Annotated in this window: 21 protein-coding genes and 1 pseudogene; 2 read left to right on the forward strand and 20 right to left on the reverse strand. The window is 67.6% G+C overall.

The genetic code is table 11. The features are described from left to right. Positions 1-211 precede the first annotated feature (211 nt). From M2319_RS11050 to M2319_RS11140, 19 genes and pseudogenes are all read right to left on the reverse strand, one after another. Positions 212-1,636: a DUF2793 domain-containing protein gene (locus M2319_RS11050; RefSeq protein ID WP_264601514.1), complete on the reverse strand. Its 1,425-nt coding sequence runs from the start codon at positions 1,634-1,636 to the stop codon at positions 212-214. Next, positions 1,629-5,537 carry a baseplate multidomain protein megatron gene (locus M2319_RS11055; protein WP_264601515.1) on the reverse strand — a complete coding sequence of 1,303 codons (3,909 nt, stop codon included), beginning with the start codon at positions 5,535-5,537 and terminating at the stop codon, positions 1,629-1,631. Before M2319_RS11055 ends, M2319_RS11050 begins: the two co-directional genes overlap by 8 nt. Positions 5,538-5,550: 13 nt before the next feature. Beyond that, a complete protein-coding gene (locus tag M2319_RS11060) occupies positions 5,551-5,997 on the reverse strand; it encodes an NlpC/P60 family protein (protein ID WP_264601516.1) in 447 nt (148 codons plus the stop codon). Beyond that, positions 5,994-6,884: a DUF2163 domain-containing protein gene (locus M2319_RS11065; RefSeq protein WP_264601517.1), complete on the reverse strand. Its 891-nt coding sequence runs from the start codon at positions 6,882-6,884 to the stop codon at positions 5,994-5,996. The genes M2319_RS11060 and M2319_RS11065 overlap by 4 nt, the downstream gene beginning before the upstream one ends. Continuing rightward, positions 6,881-7,528, reverse strand: a complete 648-nt coding sequence (locus tag M2319_RS11070; RefSeq protein ID WP_264601518.1) for a DUF2460 domain-containing protein — start codon at positions 7,526-7,528, stop codon at positions 6,881-6,883. The genes M2319_RS11065 and M2319_RS11070 overlap by 4 nt, the downstream gene beginning before the upstream one ends. 172 nt (positions 7,529-7,700) lie before the next feature. Then, positions 7,701-8,267, reverse strand: a complete 567-nt coding sequence (locus M2319_RS11075) for a phage tail tape measure protein (RefSeq protein ID WP_264601519.1) — start codon at positions 8,265-8,267, stop codon at positions 7,701-7,703. 2 nt (positions 8,268-8,269) lie between these two features. Beyond that, positions 8,270-8,476 (reverse strand): annotated as a pseudogene (locus tag M2319_RS11080) (phage tail assembly chaperone); the annotation flags it as partial. 29 nt (positions 8,477-8,505) lie between these two features. Next, positions 8,506-8,883 carry a gene transfer agent family protein gene (locus M2319_RS11085; protein WP_264601520.1) on the reverse strand — a complete coding sequence of 126 codons (378 nt, stop codon included), beginning with the start codon at positions 8,881-8,883 and terminating at the stop codon, positions 8,506-8,508. A 10-nt stretch (positions 8,884-8,893) separates the two neighbouring features. After that, positions 8,894-9,307: a phage major tail protein, TP901-1 family gene (locus M2319_RS11090; RefSeq protein WP_264601521.1), complete on the reverse strand. Its 414-nt coding sequence runs from the start codon at positions 9,305-9,307 to the stop codon at positions 8,894-8,896. A gap of 18 nt (positions 9,308-9,325) precedes the next feature. Next, positions 9,326-9,736: a DUF3168 domain-containing protein gene (locus M2319_RS11095; protein WP_264601522.1), complete on the reverse strand. Its 411-nt coding sequence runs from the start codon at positions 9,734-9,736 to the stop codon at positions 9,326-9,328. Next, positions 9,733-10,065: a phage head closure protein gene (locus M2319_RS11100; RefSeq protein WP_264601523.1), complete on the reverse strand. Its 333-nt coding sequence runs from the start codon at positions 10,063-10,065 to the stop codon at positions 9,733-9,735. The genes M2319_RS11095 and M2319_RS11100 overlap by 4 nt, the downstream gene beginning before the upstream one ends. Beyond that, complete coding sequence (locus tag M2319_RS11105) at positions 10,062-10,634, reverse strand: head-tail connector protein (protein WP_264601524.1); 573 nt, start codon at positions 10,632-10,634, stop codon at positions 10,062-10,064. Before M2319_RS11105 ends, M2319_RS11100 begins: the two co-directional genes overlap by 4 nt. A gap of 884 nt (positions 10,635-11,518) precedes the next feature. Continuing rightward, complete coding sequence (locus M2319_RS11110; protein ID WP_406682095.1) at positions 11,519-12,781, reverse strand: phage major capsid protein; 1,263 nt, start codon at positions 12,779-12,781, stop codon at positions 11,519-11,521. A 6-nt stretch (positions 12,782-12,787) separates the two neighbouring features. Continuing rightward, complete coding sequence (locus M2319_RS11115; protein ID WP_264601525.1) at positions 12,788-13,468, reverse strand: HK97 family phage prohead protease; 681 nt, start codon at positions 13,466-13,468, stop codon at positions 12,788-12,790. 35 nt (positions 13,469-13,503) lie between these two features. Further along, a complete protein-coding gene (locus M2319_RS11120) occupies positions 13,504-14,700 on the reverse strand; it encodes a phage portal protein (RefSeq protein ID WP_264601526.1) in 1,197 nt (398 codons plus the stop codon). 32 nt (positions 14,701-14,732) lie between these two features. Further along, positions 14,733-16,058 carry a DNA-packaging protein gene (locus M2319_RS11125; RefSeq protein ID WP_264601527.1) on the reverse strand — a complete coding sequence of 442 codons (1,326 nt, stop codon included), beginning with the start codon at positions 16,056-16,058 and terminating at the stop codon, positions 14,733-14,735. Further along, positions 16,015-16,548 (reverse strand): helix-turn-helix domain-containing protein, encoded by a 534-nt coding sequence (locus M2319_RS11130; RefSeq protein WP_264601528.1) that lies wholly within the window; start codon positions 16,546-16,548, stop codon positions 16,015-16,017. The genes M2319_RS11125 and M2319_RS11130 overlap by 44 nt, the downstream gene beginning before the upstream one ends. Positions 16,549-17,871: 1,323 nt before the next feature. Further along, positions 17,872-18,921 (reverse strand): hypothetical protein, encoded by a 1,050-nt coding sequence (locus M2319_RS11135; RefSeq protein ID WP_264601529.1) that lies wholly within the window; start codon positions 18,919-18,921, stop codon positions 17,872-17,874. 278 nt (positions 18,922-19,199) lie between these two features. Next, positions 19,200-21,143: an FAD-binding monooxygenase gene (locus M2319_RS11140; protein WP_264601530.1), complete on the reverse strand. Its 1,944-nt coding sequence runs from the start codon at positions 21,141-21,143 to the stop codon at positions 19,200-19,202. A 222-nt stretch (positions 21,144-21,365) separates the two neighbouring features. Between M2319_RS11140 and M2319_RS11145 the strand changes: the two genes are divergently transcribed. Beyond that, complete coding sequence (locus tag M2319_RS11145) at positions 21,366-21,827, forward strand: MarR family winged helix-turn-helix transcriptional regulator (RefSeq protein ID WP_406682104.1); 462 nt, start codon at positions 21,366-21,368, stop codon at positions 21,825-21,827. 75 nt (positions 21,828-21,902) lie between these two features. Here M2319_RS11145 and M2319_RS11150 read toward each other — a convergent pair whose 3' ends face one another. Then, the gene (locus M2319_RS11150; protein ID WP_264601532.1) at positions 21,903-22,379 is read right to left on the reverse strand and encodes a YcgN family cysteine cluster protein; all 477 of its coding nucleotides are present in this window, start codon (positions 22,377-22,379) and stop codon (positions 21,903-21,905) included. Between the two features lie 163 nt (positions 22,380-22,542). On the opposite strand from M2319_RS11150, the gene M2319_RS11155 reads away from it, so the two are divergent. Then, the gene (locus tag M2319_RS11155; RefSeq protein ID WP_406682096.1) at positions 22,543-24,756 is read left to right on the forward strand and encodes a transglycosylase domain-containing protein; all 2,214 of its coding nucleotides are present in this window, start codon (positions 22,543-22,545) and stop codon (positions 24,754-24,756) included. The last annotated feature ends 34 nt before the right edge of the window (positions 24,757-24,790 follow it).

A 24,790-nucleotide genomic window follows, 5' to 3' on the forward strand; every position in this document is an offset into this window, starting at 1 on the left:
GACGCCCGCCAGCACGGGCATCGCCAGACGCGCCGCGCGGTCCGGGGCTGGACCTTTTCCGCTTCCGTTTGGTGTGGGTGCCATGCCGCTTGCAGATACCGTCTCATTCATTGCCACACCCCTATCGGGTCGCGGGTGAATGGTTCATGAATGCCGAAATGTTCCCGCCCGCACAAGTCCGTGCCCGGCCGCAGGTCCGCCGGCGGGCTGCTCAGAATTCGGCATCGTAATCGAGCGTGCCGGCCCAATAGGTGCGGCCGCCGTCAAGGGACGGCGCCTGAATGGTCACCCCCAGCGGATAGATGTCCCGGGCGTCGGCCGCCCCATCGTCAAGGTTGCCGCTGATATCGATATGGATCGTCACGGCCGGGGCCGTCCGCAGGGGCACGGGCGCCGGCACGCACACCCAGGACGGCGACGCCTGGCCGCCGGAGCCGGCGTAGCCGGCCGACGAAAACGGCACGCCGGTGATGCAATAGCGCGCGCACAGCATGTATTCGAGCATGGGCGGCCGGCGCTCGAAGGGCGTTGCCAGGGGCCCGACCTCGAGCTGGACGCGGCGGAAGGACGCGGACGTCGCGGAAAGGGTGACGGCCGCGTCGCCGGTGGCACCGCCATCGACCGTCACCGTGGCGCCGCGCCGGCCGCTGCCGGCAAAGATCGTCGCCCCCGTCCCCGCCACGTCGACGATGATGTCCGCGCTCGGATCCTCCACGGAGACCGTGACCGTCTCACCGGCGAGATCCGGGTTCTCGATGACCTGGACGAGGGAGCCGGAGGCGAGCGTGACGACGCCCGCGGCAACGCTGTAGTCGGCACCGCCGGCCCCGGCCTTCCAGCGGTCGTGGCCGTAGGTGCCGGCAGCAAGCGCGCCGCCGGCAAAGCCGCGCTGGTTAACCCCGAACGCGCCGTTGATGAGGAGGTTGCGCAGGCCGCCGAGCGCGCCGCCGTTGAGCGCTGAAAGGGCCGCACCGTTCGGCAGCGTCAGGGTGCCGGTGGCCGGGTCGGCGGAAAAGGCGTCGGACCAGGTGCTGCCGTCGGCACTGACCTTGGCGCGCAGCGCATCGTCGCCGGCAAGGCCGATCTCGGCTCGGCCCGACCAGGCGTCCTGGAACAGCAGCGAGGCGGTGTTGCCGGCCGCCTCCTTGTCGACGACGAAGCGGACGTCGCCATTGCCGCCGTCGGCCACCGCGACCGGGGCGAAGAGCACGGCGTTCGACTTCACCGCCAGCTTGTTGGTGGCGTCCGGCGCGGTGTTGACGCCGAGGCGCTCATATTCGGCGGTGAGCGAGGCGCCGGTCTCGATGTCGACCCATTCGCTGCCGGTCCAGGCGACGAAGCTGCCCGGATCGGCGTCCCAGCAGAACCAGCCGGGCTCCGGCGTGAGGAACGTCCAGATGCCGTCGAGCCGGTGGGCGATGAGGGTGTCGCGGCCGGCCCAGGCGCCGGTGGCGCCGGCGGCGACGATGTGGCGGTCGCCCTCTTGCGGGCTTGCCGGCGGCGCCGTTCGATTGCGGTCCTTGACGGCGAGCTGGCAGACCGCGTCGAGGCGCATCAGCGCCTCGTTGTGGGTGACGTGCTTTTGCGCCTGGGAGGCCTCGATGAGCGGGAGCTTCAGGTGGGGGGTGTCAGACATGGACGATCGCCTCGCGCTGAATGCCGGCGACACGGGCGCCGAGCTGGGTGACCCTCAGGTGATAGCTGTCTTGCAGCGCGCCGAAATCGGCGGCCTGGTCGGCGGCGGCATAAGTGACGGCCGGGCCGGTCACCTCGAAGGAACGGGCCGGCGTGCCGCCCGACAGAACCTCGACCAGATAGCGCTCGCGCTCCTCGCCAAGCGGCACGTCGCGGCCGCTCCAGCCGTCGCCGTCGATGCGGGTGCGGCGGACCCAGGAAAAGGCGACGTCGCCGCTCTCCGCGATGCGCCGGGCGCTGAGGTGTGCCGGGCTGAACGGCTTCAGGCCGCGGCCACCGGCGGCGTAGCTAACCTCGGCCATGGCAGCATCGGCGACGGTGCGCCGGGACGGGCCGATGCGGTAGATGCGCTCAAGGTCGATCTCGTCGGTGCGGATCGGCACCTGTTCCACGGCCGCGTTGAGAACGACGAAATCGGCGCCGGCCGGAGCGCCGACCGCCATGGCGTCCTCGGTGCCGAGCTGGCCGCGCAACAACCGGGTCAGCTCGTAGGTGCTTTCGGCGACGAGGTCGGCGGCTGCGAACTGCAGCACCTCCCATGCGCCATTGGCGCAAAGGACCGCCACGGCGTTGGCGCCGGCAAGGACGGCGCTGTCGTCGCGCGAGGACAGGCTGCCGCCGATGAGGCTCACCGTCAGGGCGTTGGCGTTGTCCCAGCGCGCCAGCGGACCCGGCGCCAGCGATGCGGCGAGGCTGCCGATCGTCGCGCGCTGGGAGGGCACCGCGACGCGGCTGTAGCTCGCTCCCGTCGCCGAGCGCCAGACCGCGACCGTTCCCGGCCAGGGCCTTGCGGAGACAGCAATGCGCGGCCGGTGGTGGGGCTCGTCCGGATCGATCACCGGCAGGTCGAGCATGACCACGTCGGGCGCGCCGAAGACGGTCGGGCGGGCCTGCTTGCCGATCGCTGCCGGCGCCGGCGCCGGCCGGAAGACGTCCGGGTCGATGGTGCGGGCGGAGATCCGCCTCAGCCCCGCATCGGCGACCTCGGTGACCAGCAGCGGTCGGGTCACCTCCTCCTCCACGAGCGTGACGAGGTCGCCCGGCTCGATGGCGACGCGGTCGCGCCGCAGCGCGAATTCGAAGCGCTCGCGGCCGGCCCAGGCGTCGTGCAGCAGCATCTCGGCGGTTTCCTGCATGAAGGAGGGCGGCGCGATCGCCGGCACGCTGCGGCTTTCCAGGCGCGCGCTGCCGCCCGCCGTGCGCCGTGCGGCGGCCGCGCCGCTTTCAAAGTCGCGAAGGCCATCGAAAAAGGCGATCCGCACCTCGTTCGGCAGTTCCGTCTCCTGGCCCCTGGTGACGGTCATGCGCGGATCGTCGTCAGCCTCGACAGCCAGATCGTCGGCGTCGATCTCGATCCGGCTCTGGCACAGATAGTCGGCAAAGCGCAGAGCCCGGCCGCTGTCGACGGCGGAGAAATGGAAGGTGGCGGCGAGCGGCTCCAGGATGTCACGGGCGCTCTGCGGACTGTCGACGACATAGCCGTCAAGGACGCCGGACACACCGGCGATCTCGAAATCGTCGACCTCGTGCTCGTCCAGCACCGCCTCGATGAGGGCGGCGAGCGTGACGCCGCCGAGGCGGCCGGTCAGCCAGTGGCCGAGATGCCAGTTGTCTCCGTCCGACCAGACGTCGATGAGCGCGGGAAAGGCCGGATAGGGCCGCGCGTCCCAGGTCCAGAAATGGATGTTGTCCGGGTTCAGCATGCGCCCGCCATAGACGGACGAGATCGGGTTGGAGCCCGCCACATAGTCGGGATCGGACGGCTCCCAGTAGGACATCGTCGCTTCCAGGAAGCGGCGCTGCATGAAGTCGTCGCGGCGACCGCTGGAGAAATAGGGAAAGAAGGATTCCGAGGACTTCGGGTCGTAGAAGACGTTCGGCTGGTTGGCGCCGCGGTCGATCGCCGGACAGCCGAGCTCGGTGAACCAGATCGGCTTGGATTCCGGCACCCAGGCCGTGTGCGAGGCGGCCTCGCTGCCGCCCGGCCGGTCGTAATGGCGGTGCGACCACCAGGCGATCAGGTCCTTGTAGCGGAACACCCAGGGCTTGCCGTGGGCGCCGTCGGTGATCGGCGAGCGGACCTGCTTGTTGCGGTCGCTCGTCGAGGCGTAATACCAGTCGAAGCCCTCGCCGCCCGCGACGTTGGCGCGCAGATAGTCAAGGTCGTAGACCGAGCAGGCGTCTGCCGTATCGTCGTGGTCGCCATCGCGCCAGTCGGCGAGCGGCATGTAATTGTCGATGCCGACCATGTCGACGGCGCTGCTCGCCCAGAGCGGGTCGAGGTGGAAATAGACATCGCCGCTGCCGTCGGTCGGCTGGTAGCCGAAATACTCCGACCAGTCGGCACCGTAGGTGATCTTGGTCGACGACCGCAGCACCGCGCGGACATCGCCGGCGAGATCGGTGAGCGCCTCGACGAAGGGAAAGATCGCCGCGCCCGAGCGCACCTGGGTCATGCCGCGCATTTCCGCGCCGATCAGGAAGGCGTCGACGCCGCCGGCCTTTTCGCAAAGATGCGCGTAGTGGAGGATCATCCGCCGATAGCTCCACTCGCTCGGCCCTGTATAGGCGACCTCGCCGCCGGCAATGGTGAAATCGTTGCGGTGGCAGGTGCCGACGAAGTTCTCCACCTGGCTGCGGGCGGCAGAGGTCTTGTCGGGCGAGCTCCCCTCTCCCGGCGCCGGATGGCAGGTGATGCGGCCGCGCCAGGGATAGGGCGGCTGCTCGCTGCGGCCATAGGGGTCCGGCAGGCCGCTTGAGGCCTCAACGTCCATCAAGATGAAGGGATAGAAGACGACGCGGAGCCCGCGGCTCCTCAGGTCGCGGATCGCCGCCTCCACCGTCTCGTCGGACGGCGTGCCGCCATAGGCCGGGCGGCCGTTGATCTGCGAGACCAGATGGGCGTTGGCGCGGCTGAGGGTGGCGACGCCCCAGGTGGCGCCCCTCATCTTGCGATTGCGATCTTCCACGCCCGGCTTCAGATCGCAGACGCCGCAGCGCAGATCGTCGCCGAACCAGGCGACGACGAGGGCGACGCTCGCAAGGTTCGGGCAGAGCTCTTCCAGCTCGTCGATCGAGGCCAGCCAGTCGGTCTCGGCAACGCCGGTGTGGCGGTTGTCGCTGATCGTCTCGCCGTCGCCGCCGCGGCGCGTCACCAGCCGGTCGTAATAGCCGAACTCGGTGGAGGACGGGATGACGGTCACCGCCTTCACCATCTTCTCCAGCCGGTCGATGACGTGGACGACCTCGAAGGTGAGCTGCGGCAGGCGGTTGCCGAAGGCCTCCAGGGGCATGCGCTCGAACACCACATAGGCGGTGCCGCGATAGCCGGGGGCGGCGCCCGTCCCCTCGACCTCCTCGATCAGCGGATCGGGGTCGGCGCCCGACGTGCCCTTGTGGATGCGGAAGTCGTAGAGCGACTGGTCGAGCGGCTTGCCGTCGGCCCAGATGCGGGCGATGCGGGTAACCGGCCCCTCGCACAGGGCAACGGCGAAATTGGCGTAGTAGCTGTAGGTGGTGGTGGTCGTGGTGCCGCCCCCGCCCTTGCCGCCGCCGCTTTCCTCGACCTCGACCACCTCCTCGTAGTCGGTCGCCCAGATCACCTGGCCGGCGATGCGCGCGCGGCCGTAGACCTTGGGGATCGGCCGGCCCTCGGTCGAAGACTGGACGGAGAGATCTGAAAGCGGCGCGCCGATGGTCCTTTCCGTGTTCGGCGCAAAGAGGCTGCGGTCGATGACGTTGCCGGCGAGCGCGCCGACGGCACCGCCGATGACGGCACCTAAGCTGCCGAACAGGGCGCCGCCGACGGCCTGGCCGGCCACTTGCAGGACGAGGGTCGACATCTGTCGGTCCCTTTCAGTCGGTCAGATCGGGGAAGGAAAAGGCGTGGGCGAGCCGGCGCGCCCAGGACGGGACGAGCGCTGCCTCGGCGACGGACCGGCCCTCATGGGCATGGACGATGCGGCCGGGGCCAACGAGGATCGCGGCGTGCTTTGCCGGCAGGTGCGGGCGCCAGCGAAACAGCACGACATCGCCGGCACCGGCTGCCGCGACGTCGATGGTGACAAGGTGGCGTTCGGCGGCGGCGAGAAGCGTGTCGGTGCCGCCGGCCTCGGCCCAGTCGGCGGTATAGGCCGGGACATCTTCCGGCTCGGAGCCATAGAGCGCCCGCCAGACGCCGCGGACGAGCCCGAGGCAGTCGCAGCCGACGCCTTTCCTGGAGGCCTGGTGGCGATAGGGCGTGCCGATCCAGGCACGGGCCTCGGCGACGATCGCGGCGCGGGTGACGGTCGACGTGGTCATGCCTTGTCGCGCCTCCTGCCCTCGTTCTCGCCCTCCGGCGAGGGATAGGAGAGCGCGAAGTCGTTGCCGGGCATATGCGGGAAACCGCGAAACGCCTCGGCATTGGCGAATTTCTCCCGGCAGGTGGCGAAGCGCTTGTCGCAGCCGGCCCGGATGGTGAAGGTATCGCCCTCCTCGATGGTGCGCCCCGCCGCCTGCCACAGGGTCAGGAGATGGCCGGCGCCGACCGTGTGGCGCTTGACCTCGACGGAAAACGACTTGTTGGCGCCGGAAGTCCAGGTCAGCGTGCCGCGGCTGAACCAGGCATCGTCGAAGCCGGCAAGGCCGCTCGCGGTGAGCGTGCGGCGGCCGTCGGTGTCGATGACCGTGCCGGTGGCCCTGTAGGTCGCAGTGGCGAGATTGACGCCGCAGCGCTCATCGCCGAGAACGGCGTCGCAATGGCTGGCAAAGATGCGGCCGCGCGGCTGGTCGAGCCTGGAGGCAAGGCTGCGCAGCTCGGCCCGGAACGCGCCGTCGGCGGTCTCCACCTCGCCGATATGGCCGGTCGCCACATGAAGCCGCTGGCCGACGGCCTCCCAATTGACCAGCCAGATTTCCACCCTTGCGTCGTCCCAGAGGCCGGCGCTGAGATCGCCCGCATCGAGACCGTCCAGCGCCAGCGCGCCGTCGACCTCGCCACCGGCGACGGCAAGGCCCGGCCCGGCCGTGAGCTCGCTGGCGGCAAGGCCCGCCGCCGGGTCGTAGGTCGTGCCGCCGAAGGCAAGCGGGCGGTCGTGGTCGGTGAAGCCGACCGTGACGCCGTCGTGCCGCTCCGCCTTCCAGCAATGGCAGAGCGTGGTGACGCCGCCGGCGAGGTGGTCGATGAGGTCTGTTGGAACGGTCTTCACGGCAGGATCTCCAGGAGCGGCACGCTCGGCAGCTCGCCGGCCTCGAAGGCGGCCAGGTTGATTTCCAGCCGATCCGTGTCGAAGCGCACCGGCACGTCGAACTCGAAGCCGGCCCTGACGACGGCCCCGTTCGCCGGCGTTGCCGCGGAGGTGAAGGTGGCGATGCCGGTCGACGCATCGAGGGTGAAATCGGCGCCGTCGTCCTTTTCCGCGCCGTCGACGGCAACGCGCACCGTGCCGGCGACCGGCTTGGCGATGGTGCGGGTGTATCTGGTCGACGAGGCGCCGTAGACCTTGACGAGCTGGAAGGTGCGGGTCGCGCCGTCGCCGGTGGCGACGTAGCAATCGGTCGGGGCGGGCGCCCCACCCGGCGCGCAGGACTTCCAGTCGAGCGGGTCGCGGAACCGGAACCCATGCAGCCGGCCGCGCCTCTCCTCGAAGAAGACGATCACCTCGTGCAGGTCGTTGAGGGTGCGGATGCCGTAACCGGCGTCGAAGCGGCGGCGCGATTCGGCCCAGCGCGTGTTGCGCTCCTCGCGGCCGGAACCGAGGCGCACGACTTCGGTCTGGCGCTCCGGGCCGCCGGTGGAATTGAAGGCGAGATCGGTCGGAAAACGGACCTCGTGGAAGGCCGGTACGGACATCCAAAAACCTCGTCAATTTTGATGTAACGCAAGGAAACGGCACATCGGAGAGCGCATTCTGGCATTGCAATGCACCCGGTATGGGCAGACGTGCCGACCGGGCAAAAAAGCGGCACTTGCTGCCGCGGCCCAGAAACATCAGGTCCCGAGCCCCTCCTCGTCGGCCCTGGTGTCAGAGCCCGCGCCGTCCCCGTCCGACGGCGCGGGCTAGCATTGTCGCCATCTGCCCCTTGGAGCGCCTGAAGCCGTCGACGTCCGGCGTCGTCACGTTGAAGGTGACATTGACGCCGTTGCCGGACCCGGCGCGCACGCCGAGGCGCCCGTCGGGGGAGCGCGCCAGCGGCAGGATCGCCTCCGCCCCCGCCTCGCCGGCAAGGCCGGTGCCGCCCTCCCCCATCGGAAAATATGTGGGCGCTGCGACGACGCCGCCGCGGGCAAAGGGGGTGATCGTTCCGGCGGTCGGGGACAGGATGCCGGTGACGCCGGAGGCAAGGCCGGAGGCCAGCGTTGCCGTCAGCGGCTTCAGCGCCTGATCGAGGAGCTTGCCGGAAATGGCGACCGCGACCTCGCGCATCACCGTGTCGAGCTTCTTGCCCTCCACGACCGCCGCCTTGAGGCCCGATGACAGGGCCGAGGAAAAGCCACTGGAAAGGGTCTTCAGCTCACGGAAGGTGCGGGCGAGGTCGTCGGCGGTCGCACGCATGTCGTCCAGGTCCTTGTCGTCGTCGAGGCCGGCCATGGTCAGTCATCCTTCGGGGCAGGTTCTTGTGCGGGCGTATCGGGAAAGAGCGTCATCAGGCGTTGCAGCCGGGCGCGGCCGGGCGGCGCAAGGCCCTCGGGCGCCGTGCCGAACGCGCCTTCCAGCGCGGCAGCAAGCTCCGGCAGGGTGAGGCGCCAGAAGGCGTCGGGGGCAAGCTTCAGGCGGCCGAGGCCGGCGCGCATCGCGGCTTCCCAGGGAAACGCCGCGACCGATGGCGTTACGGCCGCGGCGGCGGAGGGTTTTCGTCCGGCGACCCATCAGATGCCCCCTCACCCGCCGGCGTCTCGCGGGTGCCGAAGGTGGCCTTCAACAAGTCGGCGGCGATGCGGGCAAAGCCGGTGGCGCTGCCGTCGGCGGTCATCCTGGCGACGTCGGCATCGCTGACCGTCTCGCCGGCACCCCTTAGCCCCGCGCCGATGACCTTGACGAGGTCCATGGCCGACAGGCGCCCGGTCGCAAAGCGCTCGGCGAGGCCGGCGAGATCGTCGACGGCAAAGGCGGCTTCCAGCTCGGCAAGGGCGCCGAGGGTCAGGCACAGGACGCGCGGGCGGCCGTCGAGCAAAGCCTCGATCTCGCCGCGGTGGCGGTTGACCATCTTTTTTCCCCTATGCCCCGGTGAAGCTAAGTGCGCCGGCGGATTCCAGCGCCATGCTGTATGTCACCTCGCCGGCATGCTCGCCGGCATATTCCAGGGCCGTCACCTGGAACGGCGCCTCGATGGTGCCGAAGTCCGGCACGATCACCTGCCAGTCGCGGATGTCGCCGGCAAAGAAGATGCTCCGGACGGCCGCGTCGGACGATGCGTCCTTGAAGATGCCGGTGCCGGTGATGGAGGCCCGGCGCACGCCGGCGCCGGCGAGCAACTCCCGCCAGCGGCCGGCGGATTCGGAATCGGTGATCTCCACCGTTGCCGCGTTGAAGGCGATGGTCCGGGTGCGGAGCCCGGCGACGGTGGCAAAGGACCCGCCGCCCGTGGTGTCGACCTTCAACAGAAGGTCCTTGCCCTTTTGAGCGCCCATGATTGTCTCCGTGAATGATTAGGTGAGCGGTTCGGTGACGGCGCGAAAGCGCAGGTCGCCGCGAAAGCTTTTTTTGTCGGCGAGCTGGCGGACCTCCTGGCGCTCGCACCGCAGCGAGACCAGCCGGTGGTCGTCGAGGGAAAGGTCCGCATCGTGCAGCAGCGCGACGACGCGCTCGGCAATCGCGAACACCTCCTTCTTGCCGCCGCCGCGCGAGAGGACGGCGAGCGTCAGGCTGTGCTCCTCGATCGGGGCGATGTCGCCGTCGGCGTTGCGGGTGACGACCGGATCGAGCGCCACGAACGGCACGGCCGCGTCGCGCGGCGGGCCGTCATGGACGCGGGACCCGCCGGTCAGCGACGTCAGCTCCGCATCGCCGGAAAGCAGCGTATAGACGGCCTTTTGCAGGGCGAAGGCGGCGTGGGTCATCGGTGCTCCTCCTCGGCGAGGCATTCGGTCCAGCGGCCGCGTTCGTCCGGGTCGTGGGCGACGAGGATTTTCAGGACTCGCGTGCCGGCTTTGAGCCGCATGCCGCCGGCAAGGTCGGCGCGGCGGCGCAGGGTCACGCGGTGGGTGACGACACCGTCGAGGCGGCCGGCGATCTCCGTCTCGCTGGCGCTTGCCGGGGCGATCGCCGCCCAGACGTCGGCGACCGTCACCCAGGAGACCGTCGCCCCGCCGGCGCCGTCGGGCGTGCGCTCCGGCCGCTCTAGGGTCAGGCGGTGGCGCAGCTCGCCGATGGTCGGGGGCCGGGTCACAGGAGCCGGACCCGGTAGGGCGCGACGAGCGCGGAAAAGCCGAGCGGCACCATCACCATGGCGGCATCGTCGGTCGCCGCCTGGCGCTGTTCGTACCAGTGGGCGACGAGCATTTTGACCGCATGGCGCAGCGGCGCCGGGACCTCCGTTGCCGCAGCGCCATAGCCGGCGGTGACGTCGACCTCGATGCCGCCGAGGCGGCGGCCGGGGCGCGGCAGTCCCTCGGCAAAGGCGATGCGCGCGGGCACCGAGACGATGTCGGCCTCATAGGCGTCTTCGTCGATGACGGAGGGCGTGCCGTCGCGGTCGTAGACGCGGACCGCATCGACGCTGAGGACGGGGGAGACGGCAAGGTCGAGCCGGCCGTCGTCGCGGACCGCGTCGAACTGCAGGCGCCATTCCTGGGTCATCAGCCGGCGGTTCGTCACCCGCTCCACATGGGCGCGTGCCGCCGCGATCAGGCTCTCGACCAGCGCGTCGTCGGCATCCTCGTCGAGGCGGAGATGGTCCTTCACCTCGGAAAGGCTCACCGGCTCGTCCGCCGGCGGGGAAATCAGTGTCTGCGGCATTTAAAAGGGTTCCCGGAAAAGGCGGCGGCCCCGGAAAGGGGCCGCCAGTCGGTCGCGGTCACGGGGAGGAGGAGACCGGACGGGAGAGATGTTTGGTTCGGTTGTTGGTCTGATCGGTGGGTGGGAGGTCCGTTGGCGCCCGCCGCATAGTTTCCGGCATGGCCTTGGGGCATTCGCATGCCGAGCCGCCGCCTGGATTGCTTCGCTGCGCTCGCAATGACGATTTTCTCAGTAGTTTCAATGTCATTGCGAGGGTCCGCAGGACGGGGAGCGGCGCGTGACGCGAGCCAGGGCAGGCCGACGCGGCAATCCATTTTGCATTTCGGCATGGTCCGTCGCTGACGCATTTGCCTCTCCCACCAACCCAACACCCTGCCGTCACCCCGGGCTTGACCCGGGGCCTATTGCCCATCACCGCGCGGTATGTCGTCGGTTGGTGGAACGAAGCCATGGCGCGGTTCTCGACCCTGTCCGGACCCGTAACGGCATACCGTGTCGAGGTGGGCATTAGGCCCCGGGTCTCCGCTTCGCTCCGCCCGGGGTGACGGCAGAGGGTGTCGTGCAGAAGGAGCACCGATCGAAGCCGCGAGGCGTCGCAAGGCCGAACGGCCGCCGGCGCCGATGCGCCGCCCCGCGGAGGCCAGCGAGCGAAGCGAGCGCTCGGCCGTGAGCGACAAATCGAGCCCAAAGGGCTCGCAAGGCCGAACGGGCGCCGGCCGGTCAGGCCGCCGCCGCGGAGCCGCGAGCGGAGCGAGCCTGGCGTGAGCGAGAAGTCGAGCCCAACGGGCTCGCAAGGCCGAACGGCCGCCGGCGCCGATGCGCCGCCCCCGCGGAGGCTAGCGGGCGAAGCCCGCGCTCAGCCGTGAGCGCAAAAAACCAAAGCCCTAGCTGGTTCCGAACTTCAGCAGCTTGATCGCATCGAAGTCCTGCACCCCGCCGCCGACGCGCTTGGTGGTGTAGAAGAGCACGTAGGGCTTGGCGGAATAGGGATCGCGCAGGACGCGCACGCCCAGGCGGTCGACGATGAGATAGCCGCGGCGGAAGTCGCCGAAGGCGATCGCCATCTTGTCGCTGGCGATGTCCGGCATGTCCTCGGCCTCGGTGATGGGGAAGTTCATCAGCGTCGCCATGCCGTCGGCCGTCGCCGGCGGCTGCCAGATGTAGTTGTCGTCGGCGTCCTTCAGCTTGCGCAGCTCCCCTTGCGTGCTGCGGTTCATGACCCAGCGCGCATTCTGGCGATAGCCGGACTTCAGCGTGTAGACGAGGTCGATGAGGATGTCGGACGGGGTGTCGGCCGGGAAATCGGCGTCGACGCCGGTCGCCACATAGCCGAGCTTCTTCCAGGCCCAACTGGACTCGGCAATCGTGTCGTAGTCGAGGAAGCCGCGCGGCTTGGCATCGCCGTCGCCGGAGACGAAGGCGCTGCCCTCCTGTTCGGCGAAGGCCGTCTCGACCTCGGCCGCCAGCCACTCGTCGATGTTGACGGCGGTGTCGTCGAGGAGCGTCGCGGTCGCCGCCGGCATGGCGTAGAGCTCCATGGTCGGGAAGCTCAGCTCGTCGAGCGTCGGCGCGGCGGTCGGCGTGCGGTCCGTCGTCTCGCCGACCCAGCCGACGGCCGGGCCGGAGATCGAGAACGGCTTCTTGTAGACGGAGGACGAGACCTGGCGCACATCGGCGATGGCGCGGATCGGCGAGACCTCGGCAAGGCGCCGCATGATCTCCGTTTCCGTCTCGTCGGGCACCAGATAGCCGCCATCCGGGTCGGAGCCGACGGAGAGCGCCTTTTCCTCAAGACGGTGCAGGCCGTCGTCGCGGCCGGAGCGGACATAGGCGTCGAACGCGGCCTTGTGCTCCAGGCCGGCGATGCTGGTGCGGCCGCGCTCGAAGCCGAGGCGCGGACGCTGGGACTTGATCAGATAGCCGTCGATGAGCCGCTTCTGGTCGTCGAGGGAGCGGTTCAGCCGGTCGAGCTTTTCTTCCGTCAGCGGGTCGCTGCCGCGCTGGCGCTCCAGGTCGGAAAGGCGCCGGTCGTTGGTCTCCTTGAAGGCCTCGAAGGCGGCCATGAAGTCCTCGAAGGCCTCGGCCATTTCGAGGGCACTTGCGGGGGCGGACGGGCGCGCCGTCGCCGGAACGGTGGGGGTCGGCATTTCGGATTACCTCGTGGTTTGCAGGTGTCGGGTCGCCCGGAGCAGCGCGCTCCGGAGCCGGTCTTCGGCGGTGTCGGCAGCGTCCGGCGTGCCGGTGAGCGCCCGGTAGCCCCCGGTGAGGAGCGCGCGGGCGGCCTTTCGCGTCAGCCCAGCGTCCTGCGTGAGCCAGCGTTCCAGTTCGCGTCTCGTCGGGAGCGTCCCTGTCGCCGTCTTCACCGAAGCGACGCGGGCGCCGGGCAGCATCGGGAAGGTGACGACGGAGATCTCCCAAAGGTCGATTTCGATGAGCCGGCGGATGCCGGTGCGGGCCTCGCTGCGGCCCTTGACCGTGCGAAAGCCGATGGAAAGGCCATCGAGCGCGCCGGCGCGCATCAGCTCAAGCACCTCCGCGCCACGGGCGACCGAGGTCATGAGCTGGCCGCGCACGAACAGGCCGGTGCCGTCCTCGGCGACCTCGGTCCACACCCCGATCGGCTCGGCCGGGTCGTGCTGGTAGAGCATCTTGATGCCGGCGGCCCCGCGGGCGCGAAGGCTGGCGGCGAAGGCGCCGGGCTCGACGAGGTCGCGGTTGAGGTCGATGAGGCCGAAGAGGCTGGCATAGCCGGAAAAGCTGCCGTCGGCCTCAACCGAGGTGAGGTCGGCGCGGGCGAACTTCACCTCGCGCCCGAAAGGATCCGCGCTCGTCATTTTTCTATCCGTTTTTCGAAGGATCGGAGTTTCGCTCAGTCCGCCTTGCGCGCGCCGTAGCCGAGGGCCTCGCGCTTTTCGTCGTCGGTGAGGAAGTCGGCGGCGGAGACCCGGCGCCACAGGGCCTCGCGCTCGCCCGACAGCGCCTCGATGGCGTCGAGGTCGGCGGAGAGCCTCAGCCGCTCGCCGAAGGTCGGGGCCAGCCAGGCGCTGAGGGAGGACGCGGTGCGGCGGACGAGCGGCAGCACGGTCTGGCGCCAGAAGGCGCGGCTCGCCTCACGGTAGTTGGCGTAGGTGTTGTCGCCGGGAATGCCGAGCAGCATCGGCGGCACGCCGAAGGCGAGCGCAATCTCCCGGGCGGCGAGGTTCTTGGCCTCGATGAAATCCATGTCCTGGGGAGACAGGCCCATCTGCTTCCAGTCGAGCCCGCCTTCCAGCAGCAGCGGCCGGCCGGCATTGCCGGCCCCGGCGAAGCCCTCCTCCAGCTCTTTCTTCAGGCGCTCGAACTGTTCCTCCGTCAGGTTGCCGCCCTCGCGAGCCTGGTAGACGAGGGCGCCGGAGGGCCGGGCGGAATTGTCGAGGAGCGCCTTGGCCCAGCTTCCGGCCGCGTTGTGGATGTCGATGGCGACCTGGGCCGCCTCGATGGGCGGAAAGCCGTAATGATCGTTCGTCGGATTGTGCAGGGAAAGGTGCAGGATCGGCGGCGTCGACCCCACCTGGTCGAAGCGCACGGTGCGGCCCGCAACGGTGTATTCATAGGCCGCCGGCCAGCCGTCGGTTCCCGGCACCACCTTCATGCGGTCGGGGCGGAGCGCATGGAGTTCGCGCACGTCGCCGTCGAGGCCGACGGCCTCCACATAGGCGTTGCCGGCGATCATCAGCGCGCCGATGACCTCTTCCAGGAACGCATTGCCGGACTGGCGCGGATTGGGGCGGGCGAGAAGGTCGAGGAGCGGATGGGCGTCGAACTCGCGGGCGCCGTCGTGCAACAGCCAGGAGACCGAGCCGGCGGCCTCGGCGATCATCCGGACCGAGCGATAGACGACGGCGTTGCGCGAGAACCCCTCGCGGGCAAGGGCCGCGTAGTCGCGGGGCGTCCAGACCGGGCGGCCGGCACTCGACAGGGCGATCAGCGGGCCGGTGCGGGACGCCTTCGCCTCGGGCACCTGAGGGGATATGGCGGCGGCGTCCGCGCCCCTGTTTTTCGGGCGCAGGCGGGAAAAGAGGGCCATCGGGAGAGTCCCTTTATCGGATTTTGCGAAATTCAGAAGGACCGGAGACGCGGGGCGCCGGACGTATCGAGCATCAGGGCCGTCAGCGCCCAGACGAGGGCATCGACCCGGTCCGGCGAGCGGCCTTTCGCCCTCCCCTCCACGCCGAAATCGCACATCTCGTCCTCAAGCTTCGGCAGCGCGCCGACATGGCGGACCCTCCCCTGCTCGTAGAGGGCGGCGACGGGCTCGGCGCGGATCCACTTGCCGCGCGTGGCCCGCACGGCGATGACCGGGATCGTCGCGTCGACCTCGCGCAGCACCTGGGTGACCATCTCGCCGCCCTGGTTGACCTCGGCAACGAGGCTGTCGGCGGCAAAGCGGTGGTAGAGCTCGATCGCCCGCGAGGCCCATTGAGCGGGCCTCAGGCCCTGCTCGCTGGCGTCCTGCAGCACATAGGCGGCGCCGTCCGCGGCCCGGCCGGCGACGACGATGCCGCAGGCGTCGGCGCGCGCGCCGGAGGAGGCCGGCGGGTCGATGGCGACGACGATGCGGCCGAGATCGGGCGGGCGCTCGACCCTTGAGGCATCGAACATCTCCCGGCGCCAGAGGGCGTCCGGCCGGTCCTCGATCATCTCGCCGTCGAGCTCCTGACGGCCGAGGCGCGAGCCCTTGTAGCGGCCGACGACGCGCTCCAGGAACCCCGGGGCCAGATTGGCGAGGTTCTCGCGCGTCGCCGCCCGGGAGACGACGGTTCCCTGCGAGGCCAGCAACTGCTTGACCAGCGGGATCGGCCTTGGCGTCGTCGTCACGACCTGGCGCGGCCGCTCGCCGAGCCGCAGCGCGAATTGCAGCATGTCCCAGGCCCTTTCGGCATAGCGCCATTTGGCGAGTTCGTCGGACCAGGCCGCATCGAATTGCGGCCCGCGCAACGCCTCCGGATCGTCGGAGGAAAAGGCGTGGGCGATGACCCCGTTCGGCCATTCCAGCCGGCGCCGGGAGGGGAACCATTCGGGCCGCTCGGCATTGCCATGCACCGCCAGCAGCCCGGAATCTCCCTCGATCATCACCTCGCGCACGTCCGCAAAGGTGTCGCCGACGAGCGCGATGCGGCCGGCGCGGGGGCCCGGGTTTTCGGGCGTGCCGAGCGCCAGCGTGCGGACCCACTCCGACCCCGCCCGCGTCTTGCCGGAGCCCCGGCCGCCGAGGATCAGCCAGGTCAGCCAGTCGCCTTCGGGCGCGAGTTGGTCGTCGCGGGCCCAGAAATCCCAGTCGTGGTTGAACAGCTCCAGGAAGGCGGGCGCGAGCCCGGCCAGCAGCTCGGCAGCGCTGGCGTCACTCTTTCCCGCCGCCGCGCATGCGAGCCAGTCGGCGCGCAAGCTCCTTGCGAAGGCCCTCAATGTCGCCGGAGGCGTCGTCGGTGCCGGAGGCGTTCTTTGTGGCGGCATCGAGCTCGTTCAGCTTGGCAAGGGTCTGGACCAGGGCGGCGATCTTGCGGGCGGAGGCGTCGTCGGCCTTGCCGGTCGTGCGGGTCGTGGACGGCTCGGCGAAGCGGCGCTCGATCTCCTCCACCTCGCGCTCATAGGCGCGGTAAAGGGCGGCGATGCGGCGCTCCTGGTCGCCCGCCTCCACCTTGGCTCCCGCCCGGCGCGGCTCGTCATAGCGCCGCTTCCAGTTGCCGGCCCTGACCCAGCGGTAGAGCCGGCTGCGGGAAATCTTTAAGGTCTCGCACGTCTCCGCGATGGAGAGCGTCCCGGCCTCATAGAGCTTTCGCGCCTGGTGCCGGAGCGCGTCGGCGTCGGGCGGGTCGGCGCCGGGCGGCTCCTGCGCGCCGTCGTCGGGCGGATCTTTTTCGGGCGTGTCGGTCATCAAAAAAGGGCCGCGTTTCCGCGACCCGCCCTTGGTTGTTTTGTCTGTCGTCTGGCCGCAGAGGCCGCGATCTGCCGAAGCGCCGCTTCTGGATTGCTTCGCTCCGCTCGCAATGACGAATTCGCTTATGTTTTCAACGTCATTGCGAGGGTCCAAAGGACGGGGAGCGGCGCGTGACGCGAGCCTGGGCAGGCCGACGCGGCAATCCATGCTGAGCCCAGCGCGCTCGACTGCTAGTGGTTGGTCTCTCCCGCCAACCCAACCTCCGTTGTCACCCCGGATTTGATCCGGGGCCTAATGCCCCTCACCCCGCGGTATGTCGTTGGTGCGGCGCAGGGCATTCGCGACCGTCACGCCCAATCCTAGACGGCATACCGTGCCGAGGCGGGCAATAGGCCCCGGGTCTGCGCTTCGCTCCGCCCGGGGTGACGGGAGAGCGAAGGGCGAACGGGGCGCATGGGCCGCAAGCGTCGCAGGGCATCGAGGCCTCAACGGAGCGGGTCGCCCGCATTTATTCCTAGAAGCCCCTCACCTGCTCCATCTCCCACGCAAGTATGGCGCCGCACCAATCGGTGCCGGCGCCGCAAGGCGCCTAGCGACCGAAACACTCCGGCTCGCCCAAACCTCCGTCGTCACCCCGGCCACATGACGGTTCTTGGACTGGGGCCTATTGCACCTCACCATCCGGTATGCCGTCAGTGGCGGAGAAGAGCATTGGCGAAAGCGGAAGCCAGACCGCGATGGCATACCGTGCCGAGGCGGGCAATAGGCCCCGGGTCTGCGCTTCGCTCCGCCCGGGGTGACGGGAGAGCGAAGGGCGCGCGGAGCGCCCGAACCCAAAGCTCAGCAGGCCATACGTGCCTCATGCGCAGCGGGTCACCCGCCTTTATTCCCAAAAGCCCCTCGCCCGCTCCAGCGCAAACGCACAAGCTTGGCGCCGCGCTTTCCAGCGCCGACATCGCAAACCAACTGGCGAGTGGAACACCGAGGATGCCGAGAGGGCGGCGCGCGGAGCGCGGGAGCCTAAGCGCCCTCGCGACTGAAACACACCGGCCCGCCAAACCCTCCGTCGTCACCCCGGCCCGCGAGCCGGGGCCTATTGCCCCTCACCGCGCGGTATGCCGTCGATGGCGCCGAGGACGCAAGCGAGCGCTGCGCTGGCAAGGGCCGGCACCGCGTTCCTGTCTGGATTCTTAGGAAAGGCCGCCGCAGCCGCAACTGCCGGACGATGGCACAACCCTAGCGAAGAAGCGTCACGCTGTCAAGGAATTTTTTCCTTTTCCCAGATGGCCTAGCTGCCGTTTGGTTGACTTCCGTGCAGCACTAATTCTTTGCAAACGATATCTTGAACCCCTGCTGTTTGGGATAGGCTAGCCCAAACCCATTCGAAAGCGCTAGCTTTTCGTCTTCTTCGTTAGGCTTCCGCTCTAATACGATAAGTAACTTTGGCTTTGTAGCACTTTTTATCCTCTTCACTTTTGCCATTTCTCTTTGACAATAATCTAGAAGCTGACCCATCGCGGTCCTGATCGCAAATCGCACTTGACCAATTTCACAAGGTTTAATCTCACATAAAAATAGATTCTTATTTTTGTCAATGTAACGAACGTCCACAAAATCAACATCTTCTTCTATCGATAAATTTCCCTTCTCTGCAGTCCAATTAGTAAATTTCTTTTGTAATTCGCTATGCTTTGGAGATATCAAAATTTCTTGTTCAGTAATGTACCTCCACACGGGGTCGCGGGCCGGTGATGGCGATTCAACCGGGGGAATAAGCCCTGTATTTTCCCAAAACTCCACCAACCCATCCAATTTTGACAAAAATATTTTTACATTATTAGATAAATTCTTTTTTCGGTCCGGCGCCCACCATGGTGTGTGCCCCATCCAACCCTTTCTTGTTCCGAGGCGAAGCGTCCGAAGCGCTGGAGGTAAAACAAATGCATTTTCGGCAGAGGCAACGGTTATAAAGCTATCTCGACCATCCAATACATGCTGTTTCGATTGGATTACTTCCTTTAAAATTTGGCGCTCTCGATATACAGTGGCATTTCTATACCATCCGACTACTCGGCGCCGTCGCTCCGTTGGATGCGTCGCCGTCCAAAAAACATCAACTCCATCTATTTTTTGAGAATCTTTTTCCGCACCAAGAAGCTCTTCAATGTTTATCCTGCGGTCTCTACCGGGAATACTAGTTTCCACATGCCCATACACATTTTTGTCGCGGGCAGAACCAAAATTGTTCACCTCGCCGCCTTCTCCGAATTCCTCTGGATAACGCCCCCCACCCTTCAATTCATCATCGCAGTTTTTCAATCCTTGGTATTTTTCCATCCAGCCAACATTGAAGAAAATGCGCTTTCGCATGTCTACGAACTCCAATCCTTGAAAATGGAAAGTTGCACAATCTTACATTTCTGGTTGAGGATAATACAGTTCCAAAACCAGATGAGGCGTTCCGCAGCCCGACAAAACTGACACCCTCACAAAGAGTATCTAAGATACTCAGCGTTCATCGCGAGTTGAAAGAGTCTACATCGAATTTTCTGCCTTCGCGAGGATGGGCGGATCCAGAGAGAACTCAACAAAAGCAGTGTTCTCGGCGGTAGTCCCGTTTCGCTGCCGCGTTCAACATTGCGCGCGCCTCACTCCGCCAACAAAACCCCATCAAAAAACGCCGCCAGTTCCTCGACCCCATCCAGCGGCAGCACATGCGCCACGTACTGGTCCGGCCGCACAATGACGAGGGCGCCCTCGGCCCGATCGATGCCGCGCATGTCGAAGATGTCGGCGCCGGACTTCAGGTCCGGTGAGAAACACTTTTCGTAGTCGGTGAGGCCGTAGCGGCCCTTGATCGGCTTCAGGAAGGACGGCATGGCGTCGATGGCGAGGTCGCGGAACCCCTGCTGGAAGATGGCGCGGACGTCGAGGGCGGCGTCGAGGTCGGCGCCCTTCGGCGTGTATTTGACGACCGGGGAGGCCGGGTTGTTTTCCAAAAAGTCGCAGAGGGTGCGGATTTTTGAGGTCTCGGCGGCCGGGTCGCCGGCGTCCGAAAAGGCGAAGAGGCGCCAGCGGCCGTCGGCTTCGATGACGTGGCCGAGATGCATCGGCTTGGCGTCGGCGAGGCGGATGACCGGGGCGGAGTGGAAGCGCATGCCGATCTGGAAGCCTTCGGCGAGGTGCTGGTGGGTTCCCTCGCCCGTCAACACGGATGGCTTGTAGCGGGTCGCGACGCCGGCGGTGTAGCGGCCGCCCTTCTGGAAATATTTCTGGATCTCGGCCGGGTCGACGCCGTCCGGGTTTTCCGGCGACTTCACCGGCGCGCTCAGCATGCGGGCCCAGGCGCTGTCGAAGTCGATGAGGTCCTGGGCGATGGCCTTCCTCTCGGCCGAATAGGTGTGCAGGATTGTCGGCGCCATCCGGCCCTGGAGCACCGCCGCCAGCTTCCAGCCGAGGTTGAAGGTGTCCTGCATGGAGACGTTCATGCCCTGGCCGGCCTTCGGGCTGTGGGTGTGGCAGGCGTCGCCCGCAATGAAGACATGGGGCAGCCGGTCCTCGCCGTCCTTTACGTCGTCGAACTTGTCGGTGGTGCGGTGGCCGATCTCGTAGACGGACCACCACGCAACCTCCTTCACGTCGAGGGTATAGGGGCGGAGGATCCGGTTGGCGGCGGCGATCAGGTGGTCGACGGTGAGGTTGCGGTTGGCGACCCGCTCGTTTTCGTTGAGCTCGTCCAGCTCCACATAGATGCGGACCAGGTAGCCGCCCTCGCGCGGGATGATCAGGATGCTGCCCTCTTCGGCCGACTGGACCAGCGACTTCATGCGGATGTCGGGGAAGTCGGTGACGGCGAGCACGTCCATGACGCCCCAGGCCTGGTTGGCGGCATCGCCCTTCAGCTCTCGGCCGAGGGACTTGCGGACCGCCGAGCGGGCGCCGTCGCAGCCGACGACGTAGCGGGCGCGGACGGTCTCGACGCGCCCCTCATGGCCGGCGTCGAGGCGCTCGAGCTGGACGGTGACCGGGAAGTCGCCGCCGGCCGGGTCGACGGTCAGGTCGACGAGGCGGCGCGAATAGTAGGGCTCCATGCGGTTCGCCGAATTCTTCATGACCTCCAGATAGAAATCGTGGATGCGGGCCTGGTTGAGGACCACATGGGGGAATTCGGAGAGCCCGTCCTCAACGTCCTGGATGCGGTCGCTGCGGGAAATGGCGTTGCCGTTCGCGCCGTCCGGCTTCCAGAAGGTGGTCTCGTTGACCCAGTAGGCTTCTTTGAGGAGCTTTTCGGCGAAGCCGAAGGCCTGGAACATCTCGACTGTGCGGCAGCCGACGCCGTCGGCCTGGCCGAGCTCCATCGGCGCGGCTTTCTGTTCGACGAGCGAGGTCCTAATGTCGGGGAAGCGGGAGAGCTGGGCGGCGAGCGCCAGGCCCGCGGGCCCGGAGCCGACGACGAGGACGTCGACCTCTTCCGGCACGGCGGGAGACGCCGCGGTCGCGGCGGCGGCGACGTCATCGCCCTCAAGGGCGCCCTCTGCGGGCGCGGAAACGGTCGGATCGCCGGCTTTGAACCCGTTAAGATGGAATTGCATGGTGGTCTCCTCCGAAATTTTCCCGAACCTTGGGGTTATCCCCGCCCGATGGTTTTTGCTGTCGCCGGGATGTCCCCGGTCGGTTTGTCGATCGGGCCGCCGGGCGCAAAACGTCTCCGGCGGCGAAATATTTACTCAGTATGCTGATTATCAGTACACTTGTCAAAACGATTCTAAGCTGATGCGCGAAATCGGAGGAAAGCGGTGAGAGACGTCGATGAAATGCCGGGACATCTGGTGCGCCGGTTCCAGCAGGTGGCCGTCGCCGTGTTCCAGGCCGAGGTGGGGGCGGCCGGCTCCGACCTGACGCCGGTGCAGTTCGCCGCGCTGGCGGCCGCCCGATCCGCGCCCGGCATCGACCAGAAGACGCTGGCCGGGCTCATTGCCTATGACCGCACGACGATCACCGGCGTCGTCGACCGGCTGGTGCATAAGGGGTTTTTGGAGCGCCGGGCGAGCGCGAAGGACCGGCGGGCGCACGAGCTGCACGTCACCGCCGAGGGGGAAGCGGTGCTGGAGAAAATCGCGCCGGCGGTGGAGGCGGCGCAAAAGATCATGCTGCGGGGATTGAGCGAGGACGAGGCCGCCGAGTTCATGCGCCTCCTGGCGAAGGCGGTGGAGGCCGTCAACGACCTCAGCCGGGCGCCGATGCGGGGGGCAAAGGCGGAGGAAGCAGGGAAATAATTGGGATATCTGGCGTTTCCCGCCATCCGATAGGGGGGGACGACCGCAGCGAACGGATCGGGCGCTACGCGTCCCCTACCCCTCCTCCTCCGGCCAGGTGACGACGCGGTCCTCGTATTCCTCGACGGGGATTTCGTCCTCCGAGATCACCTTGCCTTCGACGGAGATACCGGCGAGCTTGACGGTTTCCGGGTCGCCGGAGAGGAGCGGGTGCCACCAGTAGAGGTCCCGGTCCTCGGCGATGAGGCGGTAGGCGCAGGTCGGGGGTAGCCAGGCGATGGTGCGGACCGTCGCGGCATCGAGCGGTACGCAGTCGGGGATCACCCTGGTGCGATTCTCGTAGTCCCGGCACCGACACGTCTTGTCGTCCAAGAGCGTGCAGGCGACGTCGGTCCAGGCGATCTCGCCGGTATCGTAGTCCTCCAGCTTGTTGAGGCAGCAGCGGCCGCAGCCGTCGCAGAGCGATTCCCACTCGGCCCGGCTCATCTCCTCCAGCGCCTTCTCCTCCCAGAATGGAAGAGGGCGGGGATAAGAAACATCGGATACGGCCATTGACCTTAACGCTCCAATCGCTTTTTCTTTCATCCGAGGCACGGCTCCGAAACCGTCACGGCACGGTCTTTGCTCGCGGCGACAAGACGGTTACATAGTCCAGCCGACCCTGTTCGGCCATCGGCCATCTTCAGGAATTGGCGCACGAAAACGGAACAGCATCGTGTCCGAACCAGACAACGCCCCCGCGAAACGTCCGCGCAAGCGCTTTTCCGCGCGGCTTTTGGCCGCCGACGCCTTCATCGACACGACGGTGTGGCGGATCGGCGACTGGCTGTCGCGCACCTTTTCCGGCTACGCGCGCTTCATGCGCCGGTTCCGGCTGCGCGGCCCGGCCCGCGGCGCCAACGAACTTTTGTCTGAAGCCTTCACGCTCGGCATGGCCGGCTCCGTCGTCATGCTCGCCTTCGCGCTGCCGGCCTTCGAGGAGACGCGCGAGGACTGGCGGGCGACCGCGGATTACTCGATCACCATCCTCGACCGCTACGGCAAGGAGGTCGGCAAGCGCGGCATGCTGCTCGACGATTCGGTGCCGCTGGAAGAGCTGCCCGACTATCTGGTCAAGGCGGCACTGGCGACCGAGGACCGGCGGTTCTTCGACCATTTCGGCATCGACGTCATCGGCACCTTCCGCGCGCTTCTGGAAAACGTCAGGGCCCGCACCGTCGTCCAGGGTGGCTCGTCGATCACCCAGCAGCTCGCCAAGAACCTGTTCCTGTCCAACGAGCGGACCCTGCAGCGCAAGATCAAGGAAGCCTTCCTTGCCATGTGGCTGGAAGCGAACCTGACCAAGCGCGAGATCCTGAAGCTCTATCTCGACCGCGCCTATATGGGCGGCGGCGCGTTCGGCGTCGGGGCCGCCTCCAAGTTCTATTTCAACAAATCCGTTAAGGACATAAGCCTTCCCGAAGCGGCCATGCTGGCGGGCCTGTTCAAGGCGCCGACGCGCTATGCGCCGCATATCGACCTGCCGGCGGCGCGGGCCCGCGCCAACGAGGTGCTGTCCAACATGGTCGAGGCCGGCTTCATGACGGAGGGCCAGGTGATCGGCGCCCGGCGCAATCCGGCCAGCGTCGTCGACCGCTCCAAGCAGGAACTGCCGGACTATTTCCTGGATTTCGTGTTCGACGAGATCAAGCGCATCGCGCCGGGGCCGGACCATGTCCTGACGGTGAGATCGACCCTCGACGTCGACCTGCAGAAGACGGCGGACGAGGCGGTGGAATCGTCGCTGCGCCAGTACGGCCGGCCCTATGGCGTCAAGCAGGCGGCGATGGTGGTGGTGGAGCCGGACGGGGCGCTGAGGGCGATCGTCGGCGGCCGCGACTACGATTCCAGCCAGTTCAACCGGGCGACGGACGCCCTGCGCCAGCCGGGCTCCTCGTTCAAGCCGTTCGTCTATCTGACCGCCTTCATGCACGGCTTTTCGCCCAAGAGCGTGGTCCGCGACGGTCCGATCACCATCGGCCGCTGGTCGCCGCGCAACTATGGCCGCTCCTATTCCGGACCGGTGACGCTGACCAATGCGCTGGTGCGCTCGATCAACACCATTCCGGTGCGCCTGTCGCTGAAGATCGGCCGCAAGAACATCATCGAGACGGCCAGGCGCATGGGCATCCGCTCCGAACTGCGCAACGACGCCTCGCTGCCGATCGGCACTTCGGAGGTGACCGCCCTCGACATGGCCGGGGCCTATGCGGTGATCGCCAATGGCGGGCGCAAGGCCACGCCCTACGCGATCCAGACCATCCTCAATTCCAGCGGCGACGTGGTCTGGGAACGCGAGCGCGACGGGCCGCGGCGCGAACAGGTGATGCCGCCCGACAAGGTGCATGAACTCGCCGAGATCCTGACCCAGGTGGTGGAGCGCGGCACCGGCCGGCGGGCCCGGCTGGAGGGCATCCTTGCCGGCGGCAAGACCGGCACTACCCAGGCCTATCGCGATGCCTGGTTCATCGGCTTCACCGGCAACTACGTCGCCTCGGTCTGGTTCGGCAATGACGACTACACTTCGACGCGGCGGCTGACCGGCGGCAGCCTGCCGGCGATGACCTGGAACGCCTTCATGAAGGTCGCCCACGCCAATGTGAAGCTGAAGTCGATGCCCGGCTTCGGCGACAACATCGACGAGCCGGGCCAGGAACCGGCTCTGGTCGCCAGCGGCGGCGACGGGGCCGAGGGCGGGGGCCTGCGCAATTTCAGCCTGCCGCAGAAGTCGCGCGACGTGCTCGCCGAGATCGAGCGGCTGATGCGGGCAAACATCACCCGGGCCGACAGCCGCCAGGCGGTGCTGAAGCCGATGCGGGTGACCGGCCCCGGCATGACCGTGATCGCCGGCCACGAGGACGGCTCGGCGGCAACGAGACAGACGCAATGAGACGCCGGCCGATGGGCATGCCGTTACCCGTTTC

It is taken from the genome of Rhodobium gokarnense, assembly GCF_025961475.1.
GTDB lineage: Bacteria > Pseudomonadota > Alphaproteobacteria > Rhizobiales > Rhodobiaceae > Rhodobium > Rhodobium gokarnense.